This is a genomic window from Nocardia niigatensis NBRC 100131 (assembly GCF_000308655.1).
In the GTDB taxonomy this organism is placed as follows: domain Bacteria; phylum Actinomycetota; class Actinomycetes; order Mycobacteriales; family Mycobacteriaceae; genus Nocardia; species Nocardia niigatensis.
Genome location: NZ_BAGC01000033.1, coordinates 238286 through 256498 on the forward strand (window position 1 = coordinate 238286; position 18213 = coordinate 256498).

At 68.7% G+C, this 18213-nt stretch carries 16 protein-coding genes; 11 read left to right on the forward strand and 5 right to left on the reverse strand.

The window, feature by feature from the left end; all coding sequences use genetic code 11:
• Window positions 1-27 precede the first annotated feature (27 nt).
• On the forward strand, window positions 28-333 hold the full coding sequence (locus tag ON33_RS09235; RefSeq protein WP_040857523.1) for a hypothetical protein: 306 nt from the start codon (window positions 28-30) through the stop codon (window positions 331-333).
• An 84-nt stretch (window positions 334-417) separates the two neighbouring features.
• Here ON33_RS09235 and ON33_RS09240 read toward each other — a convergent pair whose 3' ends face one another.
• A complete protein-coding gene (locus tag ON33_RS09240; protein ID WP_040857388.1) occupies window positions 418-1311 on the reverse strand; it encodes a PAC2 family protein in 894 nt (297 codons plus the stop codon).
• A gap of 115 nt (window positions 1312-1426) precedes the next feature.
• On the opposite strand from ON33_RS09240, the gene metH reads away from it, so the two are divergent.
• From metH to ON33_RS09255, 3 genes are all read left to right on the forward strand, one after another.
• Window positions 1427-5005 (forward strand): methionine synthase, encoded by a 3579-nt coding sequence (gene metH / locus ON33_RS09245; RefSeq protein WP_040857390.1) that lies wholly within the window; start codon window positions 1427-1429, stop codon window positions 5003-5005.
• Between the two features lie 80 nt (window positions 5006-5085).
• Window positions 5086-6786, forward strand: coding sequence for a serine/threonine-protein kinase (locus tag ON33_RS09250; protein WP_040857392.1), 1701 nt, complete (start codon window positions 5086-5088; stop codon window positions 6784-6786).
• 83 nt (window positions 6787-6869) lie between these two features.
• Window positions 6870-7544, forward strand: coding sequence for an HAD family hydrolase (locus ON33_RS09255; RefSeq protein ID WP_281033198.1), 675 nt, complete (start codon window positions 6870-6872; stop codon window positions 7542-7544).
• A gap of 42 nt (window positions 7545-7586) precedes the next feature.
• Here ON33_RS09255 and ON33_RS38085 read toward each other — a convergent pair whose 3' ends face one another.
• Window positions 7587-8594, reverse strand: coding sequence for a toprim domain-containing protein (locus ON33_RS38085; RefSeq protein ID WP_051151823.1), 1008 nt, complete (start codon window positions 8592-8594; stop codon window positions 7587-7589).
• Window positions 8595-8896: 302 nt separating this feature from the next.
• On the opposite strand from ON33_RS38085, the gene ON33_RS09265 reads away from it, so the two are divergent.
• The 6 genes from ON33_RS09265 to hisG all read left to right on the forward strand — a co-directional run bounded on the left by ON33_RS09265 (window position 8897) and on the right by hisG (window position 15319).
• Window positions 8897-9796, forward strand: coding sequence for a HalD/BesD family halogenase (locus ON33_RS09265; RefSeq protein ID WP_245550423.1), 900 nt, complete (start codon window positions 8897-8899; stop codon window positions 9794-9796).
• Between the two features lie 14 nt (window positions 9797-9810).
• Entirely contained in the window at window positions 9811-10641 is an 831-nt protein-coding gene (locus ON33_RS09270; RefSeq protein WP_040857394.1) for a class I SAM-dependent methyltransferase, read from the forward strand.
• A 68-nt stretch (window positions 10642-10709) separates the two neighbouring features.
• Window positions 10710-12074, forward strand: coding sequence for an NAD(P)/FAD-dependent oxidoreductase (locus ON33_RS09275; protein ID WP_040857395.1), 1365 nt, complete (start codon window positions 10710-10712; stop codon window positions 12072-12074).
• A 192-nt stretch (window positions 12075-12266) separates the two neighbouring features.
• Window positions 12267-14069, forward strand: coding sequence for a choline/carnitine O-acyltransferase (locus tag ON33_RS09280; RefSeq protein ID WP_040857396.1), 1803 nt, complete (start codon window positions 12267-12269; stop codon window positions 14067-14069).
• Between the two features lie 43 nt (window positions 14070-14112).
• Window positions 14113-14376: a phosphoribosyl-ATP diphosphatase gene (locus ON33_RS09285; RefSeq protein WP_033085388.1), complete on the forward strand. Its 264-nt coding sequence runs from the start codon at window positions 14113-14115 to the stop codon at window positions 14374-14376.
• A 91-nt stretch (window positions 14377-14467) separates the two neighbouring features.
• Window positions 14468-15319 carry an ATP phosphoribosyltransferase gene (gene hisG, locus ON33_RS09290; RefSeq protein WP_040857397.1) on the forward strand — a complete coding sequence of 284 codons (852 nt, stop codon included), beginning with the start codon at window positions 14468-14470 and terminating at the stop codon, window positions 15317-15319.
• A gap of 6 nt (window positions 15320-15325) precedes the next feature.
• Here the strand turns inward: hisG and ON33_RS09295 are convergent, their stop codons facing one another.
• On the reverse strand, window positions 15326-16189 hold the full coding sequence (locus ON33_RS09295; RefSeq protein WP_051151824.1) for a RecB family exonuclease: 864 nt from the start codon (window positions 16187-16189) through the stop codon (window positions 15326-15328).
• A gap of 103 nt (window positions 16190-16292) precedes the next feature.
• Here ON33_RS09295 and ON33_RS09300 point away from each other — a divergent pair, with 103 nt between their 5' ends.
• Entirely contained in the window at window positions 16293-17126 is an 834-nt protein-coding gene (locus ON33_RS09300) for a tRNA (adenine-N1)-methyltransferase (protein ID WP_040857398.1), read from the forward strand.
• Window positions 17127-17239: 113 nt separating this feature from the next.
• Here the strand turns inward: ON33_RS09300 and ON33_RS09305 are convergent, their stop codons facing one another.
• On the reverse strand, window positions 17240-17665 hold the full coding sequence (locus tag ON33_RS09305; RefSeq protein ID WP_040857399.1) for an MTB12 C-terminal domain-containing protein: 426 nt from the start codon (window positions 17663-17665) through the stop codon (window positions 17240-17242).
• 34 nt (window positions 17666-17699) lie between these two features.
• Window positions 17700-18209, reverse strand: coding sequence for a WKL family lipoprotein (locus ON33_RS09310; RefSeq protein ID WP_505791099.1), 510 nt, complete (start codon window positions 18207-18209; stop codon window positions 17700-17702).
• Between the last annotated feature and the right edge of the window lie 4 nt (window positions 18210-18213).

Below are 18213 nucleotides of genomic sequence, written 5' to 3' on the forward strand. Positions count from 1 at the left end.
GCGATCCCCAATCCAACGGAGGTTCGGGTGGAAGCGTTGATCTATGGGTACGTGCGTGACGATTTGGCCGACGGCCGCAGCGAAGAGCTGGAGAACGCCATGTGCGGACTCGCTCGATCCGCCGGCCTCTGCTTCGCCGCCACGTTCCATGAATCGACCCCCGGCGACGGCACCGCATTCGCGGAGCTGACCGCCGAACTCAAGCGCGCCGATGCCCACCACGTGGTGGTGCCGTCGCTCGATCACCTTGCGGGCCAGACGATTCCGCGTGATCTGCTGATCGCGAAACTGGCGCACGAGGCCTCCGTCAAGATCTGGGCCGTAGAGCACTAGCCGACGAGACGACAGCCGCACCTGCGCCGGAACGCAGGTGCGGCAATGGTTTCGGTGTCGGAGCCGGTTGGCAGGAGCCGGTGGTCAGAGGCCGAAGCCGCCCCGGCCGCGGCGGCGTAGGTACTTCTCGAACTCGGCCGCGATGGCGTCGCCGTCGATCTTGGCCATGGCGTCGTTGATGTCGACCTCGGCATCGCCGCGCTCCTCGAGCGAGCGCACGTATTCGGCGATCTCCTCGTCGCCGGCGGTCATCTCGTTGACCGCGCCCTCCCATTCCTCGGCCTGCTCGGGCAGACCGCCGAGCGGCACCTCGACATCGAGCACATCCTCGACCCGGTGCAGTAGGGCGATGATGGCCTTGGGGTTCGGCGGCTGGGAGACGTAGTGCGGCACCGCCGCCCAGAAGGAGATGGCCGGGACGCCCGCGCGCACGCACGCGTCCTGCAGCACTCCGGTAATACCGGTCGGTCCCTCGTAGCGAGTCTGTTCCAGGTTGAAGCGTTCCGCGGCTTCCTTGTTATAGGCGGTGCCGGTGACCGGAACCGGCCGGGTGTGCGGAGTATCGGCCAGCAGCGCGCCGAGAATCACCACCGTGGACACCCCGAGCTGTTCGACGAATTCGAGGATGTCATTACAGAAGCTGCGCCAGCGCATATTCGGTTCGACGCCACGCAGCAGCACGACATCCCGATCGCTGCCCGGGGGCGAACACACCGACAGCATCGCCGAGGGCCACTGGATCTCGCGGGTAACCCCGTCAACCTGCCGGACCGTCGGCCGGTTGACCTGATAGTCGTAATAATCCTCGGAGTCGAGCTCGGCCAGTGGCTGCGCGTCCCAGATCAGTTCCAGATGCTCGACCGCGCCACTGGCGGCATCGGCGGCATCGTTCCAGCCTTCGAAGGCGGCCACGAGCACCGGATCCCGCAGCGTAGGCAGGTCCGATTCGGGTGGCACCGGGGATTCACTGGCGTTCACCCGGTCAGCCTACGGTGTGCGTAGACGCAGTGTGCATGCGACGCGCAATGTGGGACTCGGGCTACCACGCACACCGACGCGGGGATTGTCGGGCGTTCCCACTACTCTTGGGTACATGTCTGTACGCAGCCGCGCCGAATTCGACACCACCCTCTTGGACACGCTCAGACGGCGTGTCGTAATCGGGGACGGTGCGATGGGCACGATGCTGCAGGCCGCGGATCTCACTCTCGACGATTTCCGCGGCCTCGAGGGATGCAACGAAATCCTCAATGAAACCCGCCCCGACGTGCTGCGCCACATCCACCGGGCCTATTTCGAGGCCGGCGCCGACGCCGTCGAAACCAATACCTTCGGGTGCAATCTCCCCAACCTCGCCGATTACGACATCTCCGACCGTATTCGCGACCTGTCCGAGCGGGGCACCCGCCTCGCCCGCGAGGTGGCCGACGAGATGGGACCCTCGGCCGACGGGACCGCCCGGTACGTGCTGGGTTCCATGGGCCCCGGCACCAAGCTGCCGACCCTGGGTCACGCGCCCTACGCGGCCCTGCGCGACGCCTACAGTGAGGCCGCGCTCGGGATGCTCGACGGTGGCGCCGACGCCATCCTCATCGAAACCTGCCAGGACCTGCTGCAGGTCAAGGCCGCCGTCACCGGCAGCCATCGGGCCATGGACAAGGCCGGGCGCCGGATCCCGATCATCGCGCACGTGACCATGGAGACCACCGGCACCATGCTGGTCGGCTCCGAGATCGGCGCCGCGCTGACCGCGCTGGAGAAGCTCGGCATCGACATGATCGGGCTGAACTGCGCCACCGGCCCGGACGAGATGAGCGAGCACCTGCGTCATCTGTCCAGGCACGCGCAGCTGCCGGTGTCGGTCATGCCGAACGCCGGCCTGCCGATCCTCGGCGCGAACGGGGCGGAGTACCCGCTCACGCCGGAAGAGCTGGCGGTCGCGTTGAGCCAGTTCGTGTCCGAGTTCGGGCTGTCGCTGGTCGGCGGCTGCTGTGGCACCACTCCCGAGCACATCCGGCAGGTGGCCGAGGCGGTGCGCGAGGTCCAGCAGGCCAAGCGGGATCCGGTGCACGAGCCGAGCGTGTCCTCCGTCTACAGCTCGGTCCCGTTCGAGCAGGACGCCTCGATCCTGATGATCGGCGAGCGCACGAATGCCAACGGCTCCAAGGCATTCCGTGAGGCCATGCTGGCCGGCGACTGGCAGAAGTGCCTCGACATCGCCAAGGACCAGACCCGCGACGGCGCCCACATGCTGGACCTCTGCGTCGACTACGTGGGCCGCGACGGCACCGCCGACATGACCGAGCTGGCGTCCCGGCTGGCGACCGCGTCCACCCTGCCGATCATGCTGGACTCCACCGAAACCCCGGTGCTGAAGGCCGGTTTGGAGCACCTGGGCGGGCGCTGCGCGGTCAACTCGGTCAACTACGAGGACGGCGCGGGCCCGGATTCGCGGTTCCAGCAGACCATGGCGCTGGTCGCCGAGCACGGCGCGGCCGTGGTGGCGCTGACCATCGACGAGAACGGCCAGGCGCGCACCGCCGAGCACAAGGTGGAGATCGCCGAGCGGCTCATCGAGGACATCACCGCCAACTGGGGTCTCGCCGAGTCCGACATCATCATCGACACGCTGACCTTCACCCTCGGCACCGGCCAGGAGGAGTCGCGGCGCGACGGCATCGAAACCATCGAGGCCATCCGCGAACTCAAGAAGCGGCATCCGAATGTGCAGACCACACTGGGCCTTTCGAACATCTCCTTCGGCCTGAACGCGGCTGCGCGGCAGGTGCTCAACTCGGTGTTCATGAACGAGTGCGTCGAGGCGGGCCTGGACTCGGCCATCGTGCACGCCTCGAAGATCCTGCCCATGGCGCGGATTCCGGAGGAGCAGCGCCAGGTCGCCCTGGATCTGGTCTACGACCGCCGCACCGAGGACTACGACCCGCTGCAGAAGCTGATGGCGCTGTTCGAGGGCGTGTCGGCGGCCTCGTCGAAGGCGTCGCGGGCCGAGGAACTGGCGGCACTGCCGCTGTTCGAGCGCCTGGAGCGCCGCATCGTGGACGGCGAGAAGGCCGGCATGGACGCGGATCTGGACGCGGCCATGGCCGAGGTCCCGCCGCTGCAGATCATCAACGAGACGCTGCTGGCGGGCATGAAAACCGTTGGCGAGCTGTTCGGTTCGGGTCAGATGCAGCTGCCGTTCGTACTGCAGTCGGCCGAGACCATGAAGACCGCGGTCGCCTACCTGGAACCGCACATGGAGGCCACCGACGACTCGGGCAAGGGCCGCATCGTGCTGGCCACCGTCAAGGGCGACGTGCACGACATCGGCAAGAACCTGGTGGACATCATCCTGTCCAACAATGGCTACGAGGTCGTGAATCTCGGTATCAAGCAGCCGATTTCGACGATCCTGGATGCCGCGGTGGACAAGAAGGCCGATGTCATCGGCATGTCCGGGTTGCTGGTGAAGTCCACCGTCGTCATGAAGGAGAACCTGGAGGAGCTCAACGCCCGCGGTGTCGCGGAGCAGTTCCCGGTGCTCCTGGGTGGCGCGGCGCTGACCCGTGCGTACGTGGAGAACGATCTCACCGCCGTGTACGACGGCGAGGTGCACTACGCGCGTGACGCCTTCGAGGGCCTGCGGCTCATGGACGAGATCATGACCGTCAAGCGTGGTGGCGGGCTGGATCCGGATTCGCCGGAGGCCGTCGCGGCCCGGGAGAAGGCGGCCGAGCGCAAGGCGCGCCACGAACGGTCCCAGCGCATCGCCCGCGAGCGCAAGGCCGCCGAGGTGCCCATCGAGGTGCCGGAACGTTCAGATGTGGCCGCGGAGCTGCCGGTGCCGACGCCGCCGTTCTGGGGCTCGCGGATCGTGAAGGGCCTGTCGGTCAACGAGTACTCCGGTCTGCTCGACGAGCGGGCGCTGTTCCTCGGCCAGTGGGGTCTGCGCGGCCAGCGTGGCGGCGAGGGGCCCTCCTACGAGGAGCTGGTGGAGACCGAAGGCCGTCCACGCCTGCGGTATTGGCTGGACCGGCTGACCGCCGAGGGCGTGCTGCAGCATGCCGCGGTGGTGTACGGGTACTTCCCGGCGGTGTCCGAGGGTGACGATGTGATTGTTCTCACCGAGCCGAATCCCGATGCGCCGGAACGCTTCCGGTTCACCTTCCCGCGTCAGCAACGCGACCGGTTCCTCTGCATCGCGGACTTCGTTCGCTCACGCGAATACGCGAAGCAGACCGGGCAGGTCGATGTGCTGCCGTTCCAACTGGTCACCATGGGCAAGCCCATCGCCGACTTCGCCAATGTGCTGTTCGCGGGCGACAATTACCGCGACTATCTCGAGGTGCACGGCATCGGTGTGCAACTCACCGAAGCGCTCGCCGAGTTTTGGCACCGCCGGATCCGGGAAGAACTCACACTGGAAGGACATTCGGTCGCCGACGAGGATCCCGCCGATGTGTCGGACTACTTCAAACTCGGATACCGTGGCGCACGGTACTCGTTCGGTTATGGCGCCTGCCCGGATCTGGAGGATCGGGCCAAACTCGTTGAACTGCTGGATGCCGGCCGGATCGGAGTGATGCTGTCGGAGGAGCTGCAACTGCATCCGGAGCAGTCCACGGATGCGTTCGTGCTGCTGCACCCGGAAGCCAAGTACTTCAACGCTTAAAATTCTCACCAGTTTTCCGGGCTTTCGCGCAGAGTTGCAGGGGTGCTCGGCGCGAAAGCCAGCAGGAGGGGCACAACCACATGAGCGCAGACCGGCTGATTGCGGGGCGGTACCGGCTAACGGATCCGATCGGCACCGGTGCGATGGGGGTCGTGTGGCGCGCGACCGATGTTCGGCTGCGGCGCACGGTCGCGGTCAAGCAATTGCTCCTGACACCGGGGCTGACCCGGTCGCAGGCCGTGGAGGCCAGGATGCGGGCGATGCGCGAGGGGCGCATCGCGGCGCGACTGCATCATCCCAACGCCGTCACCGTGTTCGACGTGGCGGAGGAGGACGGCCAGCCCTGGCTGGTCATGGAATACGTGAACGCCGTCAGCCTGGCGGCGCTCATGCGGGAGAAGGGCAAGCTCGAGCCGGTCGAGGTGGCGCGGATCGGGGCCAAGGTCGCCGAGGCGCTGGCCGCGGCGCACAAGGCTGGGATCGTGCACCGGGATGTCAAGCCCGCCAACATCCTGGTGGCCGATGACGGGACGGTGAAGATCACCGACTTCGGCATCTCGCGGGCCACCGGCGACGTCACCGTCACCTCCACCGGGTTCCTGGCGGGCACGCCCGCCTACCTGTCGCCGGAGGTGGCGCGCGGCGAGAACCCGGAGCCGACCTCCGACGTATTCGCTTTGGGCTCAACGCTCTACGCGGCGGTCGAGGGGAAGCCGCCCTTCGGTGAGGGCGACAACCCGCTCGCGGTGCTGCACTCGGTGGCGCGCGCCCAGGTGCCGCCGCCGACGCATGCCGGGGCGCTCGCGCCGGTGCTGATGGACCTGCTCGCCGCCGAGGGCGCGGACCGGCCGACGATGGTGCAGGCCGCGGAACGACTGCAGGCCGTGGCGGAAGGGCGGGCCCCGGCCGTGCCCGTGCAGCCGACCAAGGTGCTACCCGCCATGAGTGCCGCTGCCCCCGTGGACGGTTCGGCCGCCACGACGGTGATGTCGAGCTCGCGCAGCGGTGCGCCCAGCAACGCCGCCGACGCCACCGTGCACGTCGACATGTCCGAGGACGGGTCGTCGCGCGGCACGGTGCCCGGGTCGCCGCCGCCCGGCATCGGCGCCGGCGCGGCGAAATCGGGTGGCGGGGACCGGAATCCGCGGCAGCTGGTCATGGTGGCGGTCGGTGTGGTGGCGGCGCTGGTGCTGGCCACGGTGATCGCGCTGGCCGTCAACCACAATGGCGGCGGCAATGCGCCGCAGGCGGACAACGGCGGCTCGGTCACGGCCACGCCGATCCCGGCGACCTCCCCGGACAATATGGGCCCGGCCGATACCGGCGCCCAGCAGCCCACCCGGAACGGCGAGGCGGGCGCGGCCACCCACGCCGTGACCACCACACCCGCGCCGACCTCGTCGGCGGCGCCCACGTCCTCGGCCCGCCCGAGCACCACCACGGCGCCGCCGTCCTCGACGACCCCGTTCGGCCCGCCGCCCGCCACCTCGGTGGCCTCGTTCATCCAGGGCTACTACGGCATGCTTCCCGGCAATGTCGGCGGTGCGTGGTCGATGCTGTCGCCCGGCTACCAGTCGTCCACGGGCGGCTACAACAGCTACGCGCAGTTCTGGAACGGCATCTCCTCGGTCAGTGTCGGCGCGGTGACGCCCAACGGCGACAACCGTGCGGTCGTGGCACTCACCTATGTGTCGAAGAACGGTCAGGTGTCCACCGAGAACCGCTGGATCCAGGTCGACTCCTCGACGGGTCATCTCCTGATCGCGGCCTCCGGCCTCTGACCGGACCCCGATAGGCTGAACCGGCTCCGCCCGCGCGGCGGGGCCGGTTTTTCGTCGACGGTGTGCGGAGGGAGTTCGAGTCGGTGGCGCGTTTGGACGCGGTGTTGTGGGATATGGACGGAACGCTGCTGGACTCGGAAAAGCTCTGGGACATGGCATTGCGCGAGTTGGCCGCCGAGTACGGCCGCGAGCTGACCGACACGGTCCGGCACGCGCTCATCGGCGCCTCCGGCCCCAACGCCTTCAGAATCTTGTTCGAGGGTCTCGGCATCGAGCACACCCCCGAGGCCGTCGCCGAGGGCTCGGAGTGGATGGAACGCCGGGTCACCGAGCTGTTCCACGGCCCGGTCCCGTGGCGCCCCGGCGCTCGCGACGCCCTGGAAATGGTGCGGGCCTCCGGAATTCCCATGGCCCTGGTCACCAACACCAAGCGCTCCCTCACCGAATACGGCCTCAACACCATCGGCCGCGAATTCTTCGGCGCCACCGTCTGCGCCGACGAGGTCTCGCACGGCAAGCCGGCTCCCGACGTCTACCTCCGTGCCGCCGAACTCCTCGGCGTCGCCCCGGAAAACGCAGTCGCCATCGAGGATTCCCCCACCGGCTCGCTCGCCGCCCAGGCCGCAGGCTGCGCCCTCCTCGTCATCCCCTGCGAGGTCGCCGTCCCCGACGCGCCCGGCCGCACCTTCCGTGGAAGCCTGGTCGGGCTCGGTGTCGCGGACCTCGAGGATCTGGTGCGGGTGCGCGCGAACTCCTGACTCGCGGTTCCCATTCGTCCAAGCCGGTCGCGCGGGTCTGGCCTAGCCTGCGGGTATGGAAAGCGTGCTGGAGTTGCTGCGGGGTGTGTGCGCGGGGCGTTTCGACCCCGCTCCCCCTGCCGCCCGATCCCGCGATCGCCGCCCGCGATAGTGTTCGTCCAATACGGGCACGGGATCGAGCTCCGACACCTGATGTCCGGCATTGCAGTGATCGGTGAGATCCTTCCCATCCCGAGCCTGCACAACCCGCAGTTCATCCACCGAATCCACCAGTGAATCGGCCACTTTCGCCGCATGCCGGTACCCTGGCGCGTCCCGGTCGGCCACCACCCACACCCGATGTGCACCCTGCAGCCATTCGGCATGCTCCCGATGCCACCCGTTGGCCCCGCCCGCATTGCAGGTGGCGGTCAACCCCGCGTGCGTGGCGGTGAGCACATCCGCCTCACCCTCGCAGACGAAGACGTCCCGCCCGGTCCGCACGGCGTCGATCACCTCCGGCAGATGGAACGGAAGACGCTCGAATCCACCGTATTCCCAACCGGTTTCGGTGCGCCGCTGCTGGTGGAAGCTCTTCACATACCCCTGCCGATGCAGCGTCCGAACCCGGAACACGCACCCCGCCGGACTCCCGTCCGGCCACCGGTAGATGTACGCCGCCACCCGCCGCGACCTGCCGATGGGCGGCCCGAAATCCCGCTTGTGCACCGAAAGCGCCAGTCCCGCAGCCAGAATGGCCCGATCGGCCGGCCCCGGCTCCGCGGTCTCGCGCGTCACCGGCCCCCGGCGCTCCGGAGGCGCATCGAACAAGTCCCGCACCCGCAGCCCCAGCCGCTCCAGCACCTCGACATCCGAGCATCCGGCGAAACACCGCACCACCGTCCGCTGCCGTTGCGGGTTGTATACGACGCCCAGCGACGGCCGATGCCGCCGCCCATCCGCCTCGTGCACCGGACACAGATAGGTGGTCCATTCGCCCCCGCGCCTCCCCGGCCCGGACACCCGATTCAGCGCCCGGTTGATGGCCTCCCAGGATCCGTGACTGCCCATGACGCCGGTCCTCTCACTACCGGTGTACCCCGTTCGGGAGCGTTGTCAACCGTCATGAATCCGGCTGTAGCGCAATCGAAATCAACCGCTGGATGGATGCTTGACCGCGGTCTCCGCCGGGCGCGCCCGGCCGGTGGATATCGGCTGATCCGGGGCGGCGGAGTGTCGCGACACTCTGTGGTGGCCGCCACGAACCGGGCGGCCGGTACCGCATGAAACCTCTTGGCGCGCAGGAATGGTGAGTATTCACAATCAGCGTGGAACCCGGGCGTGTCGGGCGGCGGGCGGCAAGAATGGGCCGCATGGTTGCGGTCGGGGGTTGGGCAGACTCGTGGGACGCCGACGCGGTGGCGGGCGGGGGACCGGTGCCGGGGGTGGATGTCGGGAAGTATCCGCTGGACACTCCGGGAAGCGCGGGGTGGCTGGCGGCGGTCGAAGAGGCCCGGGCCGAGCTGGCCACTGATGGATGCTGCGTGTTGCGTGGATTCATCCGCGCCGAGTTGCTGGAGACCCTGCGCGGGGAGGGGGTGGCGTTGGCCCCGCACGCGTACTACACGGTGCAGGACGTCAACGCCTACAACATTCCGCTGGACGCGGACCTGCCCGCCGATCATCCGGGGCGGATCGTGCTGCGGCGCGGGAACGCCTTCGTGGCAAGGGATCTCATCCCGGCGGAGGCGCTGATCCAGCGGCTGTACACCGACCCCAGGTTCCAGCGGTTCGTCGCGGACTGCTTCGGGCTGCCCGAACTGCACGAGTACACCGACCCGCTGGCGGGACTGTGCCTGAACGTCGTCGCGCCGGGCATGTCGCATCCGTGGCACTTCGACACCAACGAATTCACCGTCAGCATGCTCACCCAGGAACCGGAATGCGGTGGGGTGTTCGAATACTGCCCAGATATCCGGTCGCGGGAGGCGGAGAATCTCGCCGATGTGCGGGCGGTGCTGACGGGGCAGGGGGAGCGGTTCGTCCGGCGGCTGGCGTTGCGGCCGGGAGATCTGCAGCTGTTCCAGGGGAGATTCTCGTTGCACCGCGTCGCGCCCGTGGGCGGCACGGTGCAACGGCATTCGGCGATCTTCGCCTACAGCGACAATCCGGGACTGGTCGGCACCGCCGAACGGACCCGGCAGCTGTTCGGGCGTGTATTGCCGGATCATCTGGCCGTCGGCGAGGTCCGCGGCGATCGTTTGCTCGACTGAGAGGGGACCAGCGCGTGCCGGTTTCGTTACACAGCTCCACCGGAAAAGCCTCGTTCGACGACATCTACGACCGCCCCGATCCACGCGAGTATTACGCGCGCATGGCCGAATTGGATTACCAGATACCGGAATTGGCCAAACCGCACTTCCAGCGACTGATCACGGAATACCGGACGGCCACCGGCATCGCCACCCCCGCCGTTCTCGACCTCGGCTGTTCCTACGGCGTGAACGCGGCCCTCCTGCGCCTGGACACCGGCATGACCGACCTGGCCGCGCGCTACCGCGGCCGCGACAGCGAGGACACCGCCGCGCTCATCGACCGCGACCGGCAGCTGCTGCGCGCCCACGACCAGCTCCCCGGCGTCCGCTTCATCGGCATGGACGCCTCCCGCCCCGCTCTCGACTACGCCGGCGCCGCCGGCTTCCTCGACGACGCCGTGCACGCCGACCTGGAATCGGCCGACCCCACCGAAGCCCAGCGCCAGACCCTCGCCGCCGCCGACCTGGTCATCTCCACCGGCTGCGTCGGCTACATCACCGAGCGCACCCTGTTGCGGGTGGCCCGCGCCCACGGCGGAAAACTGCCCTGGATGGCGCATTTCGTGCTGCGCATGTTCTCCTTCGACCCCATTGCCGCCCACCTCGAAACTCTCGGTTACCGGACCGAGCGCGTGCCCGGCATGTTCCGGCAGCGGCGTTTCGCCTCCGCCGACGAGCAGGAGCGAGTGCTGAACACCCTGGCGGACAGCGGAATCGACCCCACCGGCGGTGAATCCGACGGATGGCTCTACGCCCAGCTGTATCTGTCCCGGCCGAAATTGACCGTGGCGACCGAACACTGATCCCGTCGCACACCGAATTCGCATCCCGGATTCACCTGAAAACCCGCCGGGATTGTTACGGTGAATCGGTGGCACCAGCGAAGATCGTAATTATCGGCGGTGGTTTCGCGGGCGTCGAGTGCGCCCGGTATCTCGAACGCCGAGTCCGGCCCGACGAGGCGTTCATCCAGCTCGTCTCACCCGACGCCGGACTGCTGTATCTACCGCTGCTGCCGCAGGTCGCCTCCGGCACCCTCAACCCCCGGTCGGTCTCGGTATCCCTGCGCCGGATACTGCGCCGCACCGAGGTGGTACCGGGCATGGCGGTCGGAGTGGACCACGGCACCCGGCGGGTGGTGGTGCGCCGGGGGACCGCCGGCCGCGAAACCGCCCTCGACTACGACCATCTCGTCCTGGCCCCGGGCTCCATCACCCGGGTCCTCGACGTGCCCGGGCTCCAGGAACACGGCTTCGGCATGAAGACCTTGCCCGAGGCCATGTTCCTGCGCGACCACGTACTGCGGCAACTCGATGTCGCCGCGCTGCGCGGCGGGGTCGAGGAGGACCGGGAGCGGCTCAACTTCGTCACCATCGGCGCCGGCTATGCCGGGACCGAGACCACCGCCGTCCTCAACAAGGTCTGTCGCGCCGCGGCCGAGCGCTTCTTCCCCGCGACCGAACGCGGCATGGTGAAGTGGCATCTGGTCACCCACGGCGACCGCATCATGCCGGAGCTGGGGGAGCGGCTCGGCATGGAGGCGAAAAGGATTCTGGCCGAACGCGGTATCGAACTCATCTCCGGTGCGTCGGCGGCCGAGGTCACCGCGCACGGGGTGAAACTCACCAATGGGCGATTCATCCCGTCCCGGACCGTGCTGTGGACCGCCGGCGTCACCCCGAGCCCGCTTGCCGGGCACCTCGGCGCGGACACCGAGAAGGGCCGCATCATCGCGGCCGCCGATCTCTCCGTGCCCGGCCTGCCCGGCGTGTGGGCAATGGGTGACGCCGCCGCCGTGCCCGACACGGCCGAGGGCGGCGACAAGGTGTGCGCGCCCACCGCCCAGCACGCCATGCGCCAGGGCAAGCACCTGGCCCGGAACCTGCTCGCCACCCTGCGCGGCGGACAGCCCGAACCCTATCGGCATCCGGACCTGGGCATGGTCGTCGACCTCGGCGGCCGCGACGCCCTGGCCCGCCCGCTGCGCATCGGATTGCGGGGCATCCCAGCGCAATTCGTGGCGCGCAGCTACCACCTGATGGCGCTGCGCACCGTCGTCGCGCGCGCCCGCGTCGCCTTCGACTGGACCGTGCACGGCCTCAGCGGCGACGACTTCCTGCGCATCGGGTACGGCGACTACCGGACCCACACCATCGGCGGATTCGAGCAGTCCGGCTGTTATCTGCAGGCCGACGAGGTGCCGCGGGTCCTGAAGGGACTGGGCGATCCGGACTGACTCCGGGACTCACATGAAAACTATTGTGGCGCAGTAAAACCACTTTCCGTCCCGACTGCCTGCGGTTTCGCGCCAAACCCTGGCGCACGGACGGTTTCGATGACAAGAATGGGTGCGGTGACCGCCAAGGGGGACGGTCACACGTGTGCAAAGCCAGGTTGCCCCTACCCACCGACCCCACGAGGACACCCCTTGAGCGACAGCACCTTCGCCTTCGACGAGCAGCTGCCCCGCGTCCCGCTGCCCACCCTGGAGGAGAGCTGCACCCGCTTCCTGCACTGGTGCGCGCCCCTGCTGAGCTCTGACGAGTACGCCGCGACCGCGGCCGCCGTCGAGGATCTGCTGCGCCCAGACGGCCCCGCCCGCACCCTGCACGCCGATCTGGAACGGTTCGACAACACCCCGGGCGTGGGCAGTTGGCTCGACGAGTTCTGGCCCTCCCGCTACCTGGGTCGCCGTGACCGAATCGCGTTGAACGCGAACTTCTTCTTCCTGTTCCGCGACGACACCGCCCTGGCCTCCTCCACGAGCGCCGACCAGAGCGAACGCGCCGCCGCCCTCATCTCCGCCACGGTCGGCTACAAGCTGCGTCTGGACAAGGAGGAGATCCCGCCCGCCACCCAGCGCGGCACCCGACTCAATATGGCGCAGAACAAGTTCCTGTTCTCCGAGACGCGCATTCCGGACGTGCCGCAGGACACCGTGCGGGTGCCCTACAGCGACGCATGGCCCGGGCCCTCGGATGCCCGCCACATCGTGGTCTTCTACCGCGGCAACATGTTCCGGATGGACGTCATCGGCCCCAGCGGCGTCCCCTACAGCCCCGAGGACCTCGCCGACGGCCTGCGCGCCGTCATGAAGGCCGGCGCCCGCCGCGCCGCCACCAACGTTTCGCCCGGGCACCTGACCACCCTCGCCCGCGCCGACTGGGCGCCGGTCTATGCCGCCCTGCGCCCCGTCAACGCCGCCGCCTTCGACACCATCGAGACCGCGCTGTTCTGCGTCTGCCTCGAGGACTTCGCGCCGCGCGACCCGCTGCACGCCTGCGACCAACTGCTGCACGGCGACAGCGGCAACCGCTGGTTCGACAAGTCGGTGTCCTTCATCGTCTTCGCCGACGGCGAGGCCGGCATCAATGTCGAGCACTGCGGCCTGGACGGCACCACCATCCTGTCCTTCGTCGACACCCTGCTCGAAGCGCCGGTCGGCGACCATGCCGAACAGTCGGGCGCGCAACCGCAGGGCCTGCCCGCCCTCGAGCCCGTCGAGTTCGTCCTCGGCCCCGAATCCAAGACCGAGATCGCCTCCGCCGCAGCGTCTTTCGCACAGTACGCCGCCGACAACGCCACCACCACGGTGTCCTTCGACTTCGGCACCAACCGCGCCAAGCGGCTGGGCATCTCCCCGGACGCCTTCGCGCAGCTGAGCTATCAGCTCGCGCACCGGCGCAGCAAGGGCCTCAACGGCGCCACCTACGAATCCATCGCCACTCGCCAGTTCCGCAACGGCCGCACCGAGGCCATGCGCGTGATCACCCAGGAGATGCTGGATTTCGTTGCCGCCATGGAGGATCCGGCCGTGGACCGGGACCGCAAACTGGTGGCCCTGCGCACCGCCGCCGAGGCCCACGTGCGCCGTGCCCAGGAATGCCAGCGCGGCGAGGCCCCCGAACAGCACCTGTGGGAACTGCAGTGGATCCAGCGCCGCCGCGGCGAGGAACTCGGCGCGACCGCGCCGATGCCGTTCTTCGACAGCCCCGGCTGGATCATCACCCGCGACGACTACCTGAGCACCAGCTCCGCGCCGTCGGTGAACATCCAGTACTTCGGTTTCGGCTCCACCAGCCCCAAGTGCATCGGCATCGCCTACGTGCTGCTTCCCGACCGCTGGAACCTCTACCTGGCCACGCCGAAGCACGTCGCGCAGCAGATGCACGACTTCGCCGAGCAGCTGCGCGGGGCGGTATCCGAACTCGCGGAACTGCTCACCGTATAACCGATTGCGGGGAGTGTGCGCCCGTCTGAGAGAATCACTCCCCGTGAAATCTTTCGAAGCCCTGTTCGCCGAGCTGCAGGATCGTGCCGCCAACCGCCCTGAGGGGTCGGGCACCGTCGCCGCCCTGGACGCCGGCGTGCATGCGCAGGGCAAGAAGGTGCTCGAGGAAGCCGGCGAGGTCTGGATCGCGGCCGAGTACCAGAGCGACGAGGAACTCTCCGAGGAGATCTCGCAGCTGCTCTACTGGGTGCAGGTGCTGATGGTGGGCCGCGGCCTGCGGCTCGAGGACGTGTACCGACATCTGTGACGCGCCGGTGCGCCGCACTCATCCGAGTGCGGCCACCGTTCGCCCGTCCACTCGTCGTCACCGTCTTCCCTCCGTTCCGAAAGGACCTCCCATGCTTCGCGTCGCCGTCCCCAACAAGGGCGCACTCTCCGAATCCGCCGTCGGCATCCTGTCCGAGGCGGGCTACCGCAAGCGCACCGACTCCCGTGAGCTGAGCGTGCTGGACCCGGTCAACCAGGTCGAGTTCTACTTCCTGCGGCCCAAGGACATCGCCATCTACGTCGGATCCGGCGAGCTCGACCTCGGCATCACCGGCCGCGACCTGGCGCTGGATTCCGGTGCGCCCGTGCAGGAACGGCTCGCGCTCGGCTTCGGCCGCTCCACCTTCCGCTACGCCGCCCCGGCCGGGCGCGACTGGAAGGTCGAGGACCTCTACGACAAGCGCATCGCCACCTCCTACCCGAACCTGGTCCTCACCGACCTGGCCGCGCGCGGCATCCAGGCCGAGGTCATCCGCCTCGACGGCGCGGTCGAGATCTCCATCCAGCTCGGGGTCGCCGACGCCATCGCCGACGTGGTCGGCTCCGGCCGTACGCTGCGACAGCACAATCTGGTCGCCTTCGGCGAGTCGCTGTGCTCCTCCGAGGGCGTGCTCATCGAGGCCAAGGGCGCCGACCAGCACGACAAGGCCCGCAACCAGCTCGTCGCCCGTATCCAGGGCGTGGTCTTCGCCCAGCAGTACCTGATGCTGGACTACGACTGCCCCAAGGCGCTGCTCGAAGAGGCCGTCAAGATCACCCCCGGTCTGGAGTCGCCGACGGTGTCGCCGCTCACCGATCCCGAATGGGTCGCGGTGCGCGCGCTGGTGCCGCGCAAGAACGGCAACGAGCTCATGGACCAGCTCGCGGACCTGGGCGCCAAGGCCATCCTGGCCACCGACATCCGGTCCTGCCGCGCCTTCTGATTCCGGTCAGGCAGAGGGCGGGCCGGATTCCGGTTCGTCCTCCCCGGATGGGAAAGGCGGTGGGGTGCCACCGAATTCGGGGCATAGTCGCTTGAAATCGCAGTACTCGCACAGCCAGCCCGGACTGGGCGGGAACTCCCCGATCTCGGCGGCGGTCACGATGGCGGCCCACAGCGCCGACAGGATCCGCTCGAAGCGCAGCAGCTCTTCGGGGTCAGGTGCGTAGGTGAGGGTGACCCCGTCGGCGAGGTACATCAACCGCAGTTCCGCCGGGGCGCGGCCCTGGGTGCGCAGCAGGACCAGCGCGTAGAACTTCAGCTGGAACAGGGCCCGGGTCTCGTAGGTGAGGCCCGGGGCACGGCCGGTCTTGTAGTCGATGACCTTCAGGTCGCCATCGGCCGACCGGTCGATGCGGTCCACGATGCCGCGCAGAGGCGTGCCGTCGGGCAGGTCGGCTTCGATGAAGGTCTCGCACGATTCGGGCTCGAATCCGGTCGGGTCCTCGAGCCGGAAGTAGACCCCCACCAGCTTGCGCACCTCGGCCAGGAACCCGGGCAGCTCCGCGTCCGGAATCAGCGACTCCACCTCGGGCCGCGACTCGCGCACCCCCGCCCAGGCGGGCTCGATGAGGGCGGCCGCGGCCTCGGCGTCGCGCTCGGTGGCGGGCAGCCCGAACAGCGCCTCCAGCACGGCGTGCACCACCGTGCCGCGCACCGCCGCCCGCGAGGGCGGCTCCGGAATCTGGTCGATGACGCGCAACCGGTATTTCAGCGGGCACTGCTTGAAATCGATTGCGCGCGAGGGCGACAGGGCGGGCCCACGCGGGGCGAACCGCTCCGTCTCCGGGGTACTGATCACGTCAACCGACATACCTGGCAGGCTAAACGCAGGCACCGACAAGGTGCGCACGAATCCGGCGCAGCACCATCGCGGCCACGCACGACATCACCACAACCACGCAGAACGGAGATTCATGACGGCCAGACGGACCGGCCCTTTCCAGATCGGTGACCGGGTACAGCTGACCGACGCCAAGGGGCGCAAGTTCACGGTGATCCTGGAGGCGGGCAAGGAGTTCCACACCCACGCCGGCCACATCAACCACGACGACCTCATCGGCGCCGACGAGGGCTGCGTGGTGAACTCCGCCAAGGGCACCCCCTACCTGGCGCTGCGCCCGCTGCTGACCGACTACGTGCTGTCCATGCCGCGCGGCGCGGCGGTCATCTACCCCAAGGACTCCGCCCAGATCGTTCACGAGGGCGACATGTTCCCCGGTGCGAAGGTCCTCGAGGCCGGCGCCGGCTCGGGCGCGCTGACCTGCTCGCTACTGCGGGCCGTCGGCCCCGAGGGCAAGGTCATCTCCTGGGAGATCCGCGACGACCACGCCGAGCACGCGGTCAAGAATGTCGAGCGTTTCTTCGGCGAACGCCCCGCCAACTGGGAACTCACCCTCGGCGATGTGGCGGAGTACTCCGGCGAACAGGTCGACCGGGTCGTCCTGGACATGCTCAAGCCCTGGGACGCCCTCGAGGCGGTCGCCAAGGCGATCATCCCCGGCGGCGTCTTCCTCGCCTACGTGGCGACCACGACCCAGCTCTCCGAGGTGGTCGAGGCCCTGCGTCGGCAGGGCTGCTGGACCGAGCCCACCGCCTGGGAATCCATGGTCCGGCCGTGGCACGTGGTCGGCCTGGCCGTCCGCCCCGAACACCGCATGCAGGGCCACACCGCCTTCCTGGTGAAGGCCCGCCGCCTCGCCGACGGCGTGACCGCCCCCAAGCCGCAGCGCCGTCCCTCGAAGGGCTAGCGCCGCAAGATGTATCCCGGCGCCGTTTCTCCGGCCCCGGACACGAACGCGCCCCCGCCACGACCGGCGGGGGCGCGTTCGACTTCAGCCGATGGCGCAGCGGTTTCGCCCGATCAGCAGGGCGCCTTGCCCATGGCCAGGATGTTGCAGCCGGTGTTCTCCGACAGCTGCCAGCCGGCGTCGGTGTGCTGCCAGCTCATCGGCACGCCGGGCATGGTGCCGTGCGGGGAGACGATGGCGACCGAGGCATTGGCATTGTCGCCGTTGGCCTGCACGCCCGAGACCGTCCAGCCGATGCTGCCGTAGTTGGCCAGGCCCTTGTTCATGGTCGCGATGTTCGAGATGCGCGCACCACCGTTGACCATGAGGTTCGCCTTGTCGGCGGCGGGCACGGCCGGGTCGGTGAAGCGGGTCAGCGTCGACCGCAGCTCGTCGGCGGTGGGTGCGGGGGTATCGGCGCCGGCGAGGCCCGCGCCCGAGGTGAGGGCGGCGGCGGCCGCGGCGACGGCCAGGGACAGGCGAACGGATCGAGCGAGCACGAACGAACGGGCCTTTCGGGAATCGAGCGGGTGGTTACTGGCAGGCCGCGCGTGCCATGCCGAGGATGGTGCAGGCGCCGGCGTCGGAGAGTTTCCACGCACCGCCGGTGTACTGGAACGCCATCGGGACGTCGGGCATGGTGCCATGTGGCGAGGTCACCGACACTTTCGCGTCGGCCTTGGTCCCGTCCTGCTTGATCTCGCCGACGGTGAACCCGACCTGGTAGTGCGCGAGTCCCTGGTTCATGGTGTCGATGTTTTGCAGGCGCTTGTCGCCATCGACGACTAGTTTGGCCTTGTCGGCAGCCGGTTTCGCCGGGTCGGCGAAGGCCGTGAGCACGCCCTGCAGGGCGTCCGCGGTCGGCGCGGGCGCGGTGGCGGCGGCCGGCACGGTGGTAGTCGATGACGCAGTGCCCTTGTCGTCGGAGCTGCATCCGGTCACAGTTGCCGTAACGGCCGCTAGGGCCGCGACGGTAGCCACGGAAACACGAAGCGTCCGCGTGACGTTGCGCATACCAGGAGTACGACTGGTGGGAAGGAGCATCAAC

Bases quoted from the DNA above. Each gene is read 5' to 3' on its own strand.
- metH (WP_040857390.1), top strand. From the start codon at position 1,427: ATGTCTGTACGCAGCCGCGCCGAATTCGACACCACCCTCTTGGACACG.
- ON33_RS09250 (WP_040857392.1), top strand. From the start codon at position 5,086: ATGAGCGCAGACCGGCTGATTGCGGGGCGGTACCGGCTAACGGATCCG.
- ON33_RS38085 (WP_051151823.1), bottom strand. From the start codon at position 8,594: ATGGGCAGTCACGGATCCTGGGAGGCCATCAACCGGGCGCTGAATCGG.
- ON33_RS09265 (WP_245550423.1), top strand. From the start codon at position 8,897: ATGGTTGCGGTCGGGGGTTGGGCAGACTCGTGGGACGCCGACGCGGTG.
- hisG (WP_040857397.1), top strand. From the start codon at position 14,468: ATGCTTCGCGTCGCCGTCCCCAACAAGGGCGCACTCTCCGAATCCGCC.
- ON33_RS09295 (WP_051151824.1), bottom strand. From the start codon at position 16,189: ATGTCGGTTGACGTGATCAGTACCCCGGAGACGGAGCGGTTCGCCCCG.
- ON33_RS09300 (WP_040857398.1), top strand. From the start codon at position 16,293: ATGACGGCCAGACGGACCGGCCCTTTCCAGATCGGTGACCGGGTACAG.
- ON33_RS09310 (WP_505791099.1), bottom strand. From the start codon at position 18,209: ATGCTCCTTCCCACCAGTCGTACTCCTGGTATGCGCAACGTCACGCGG.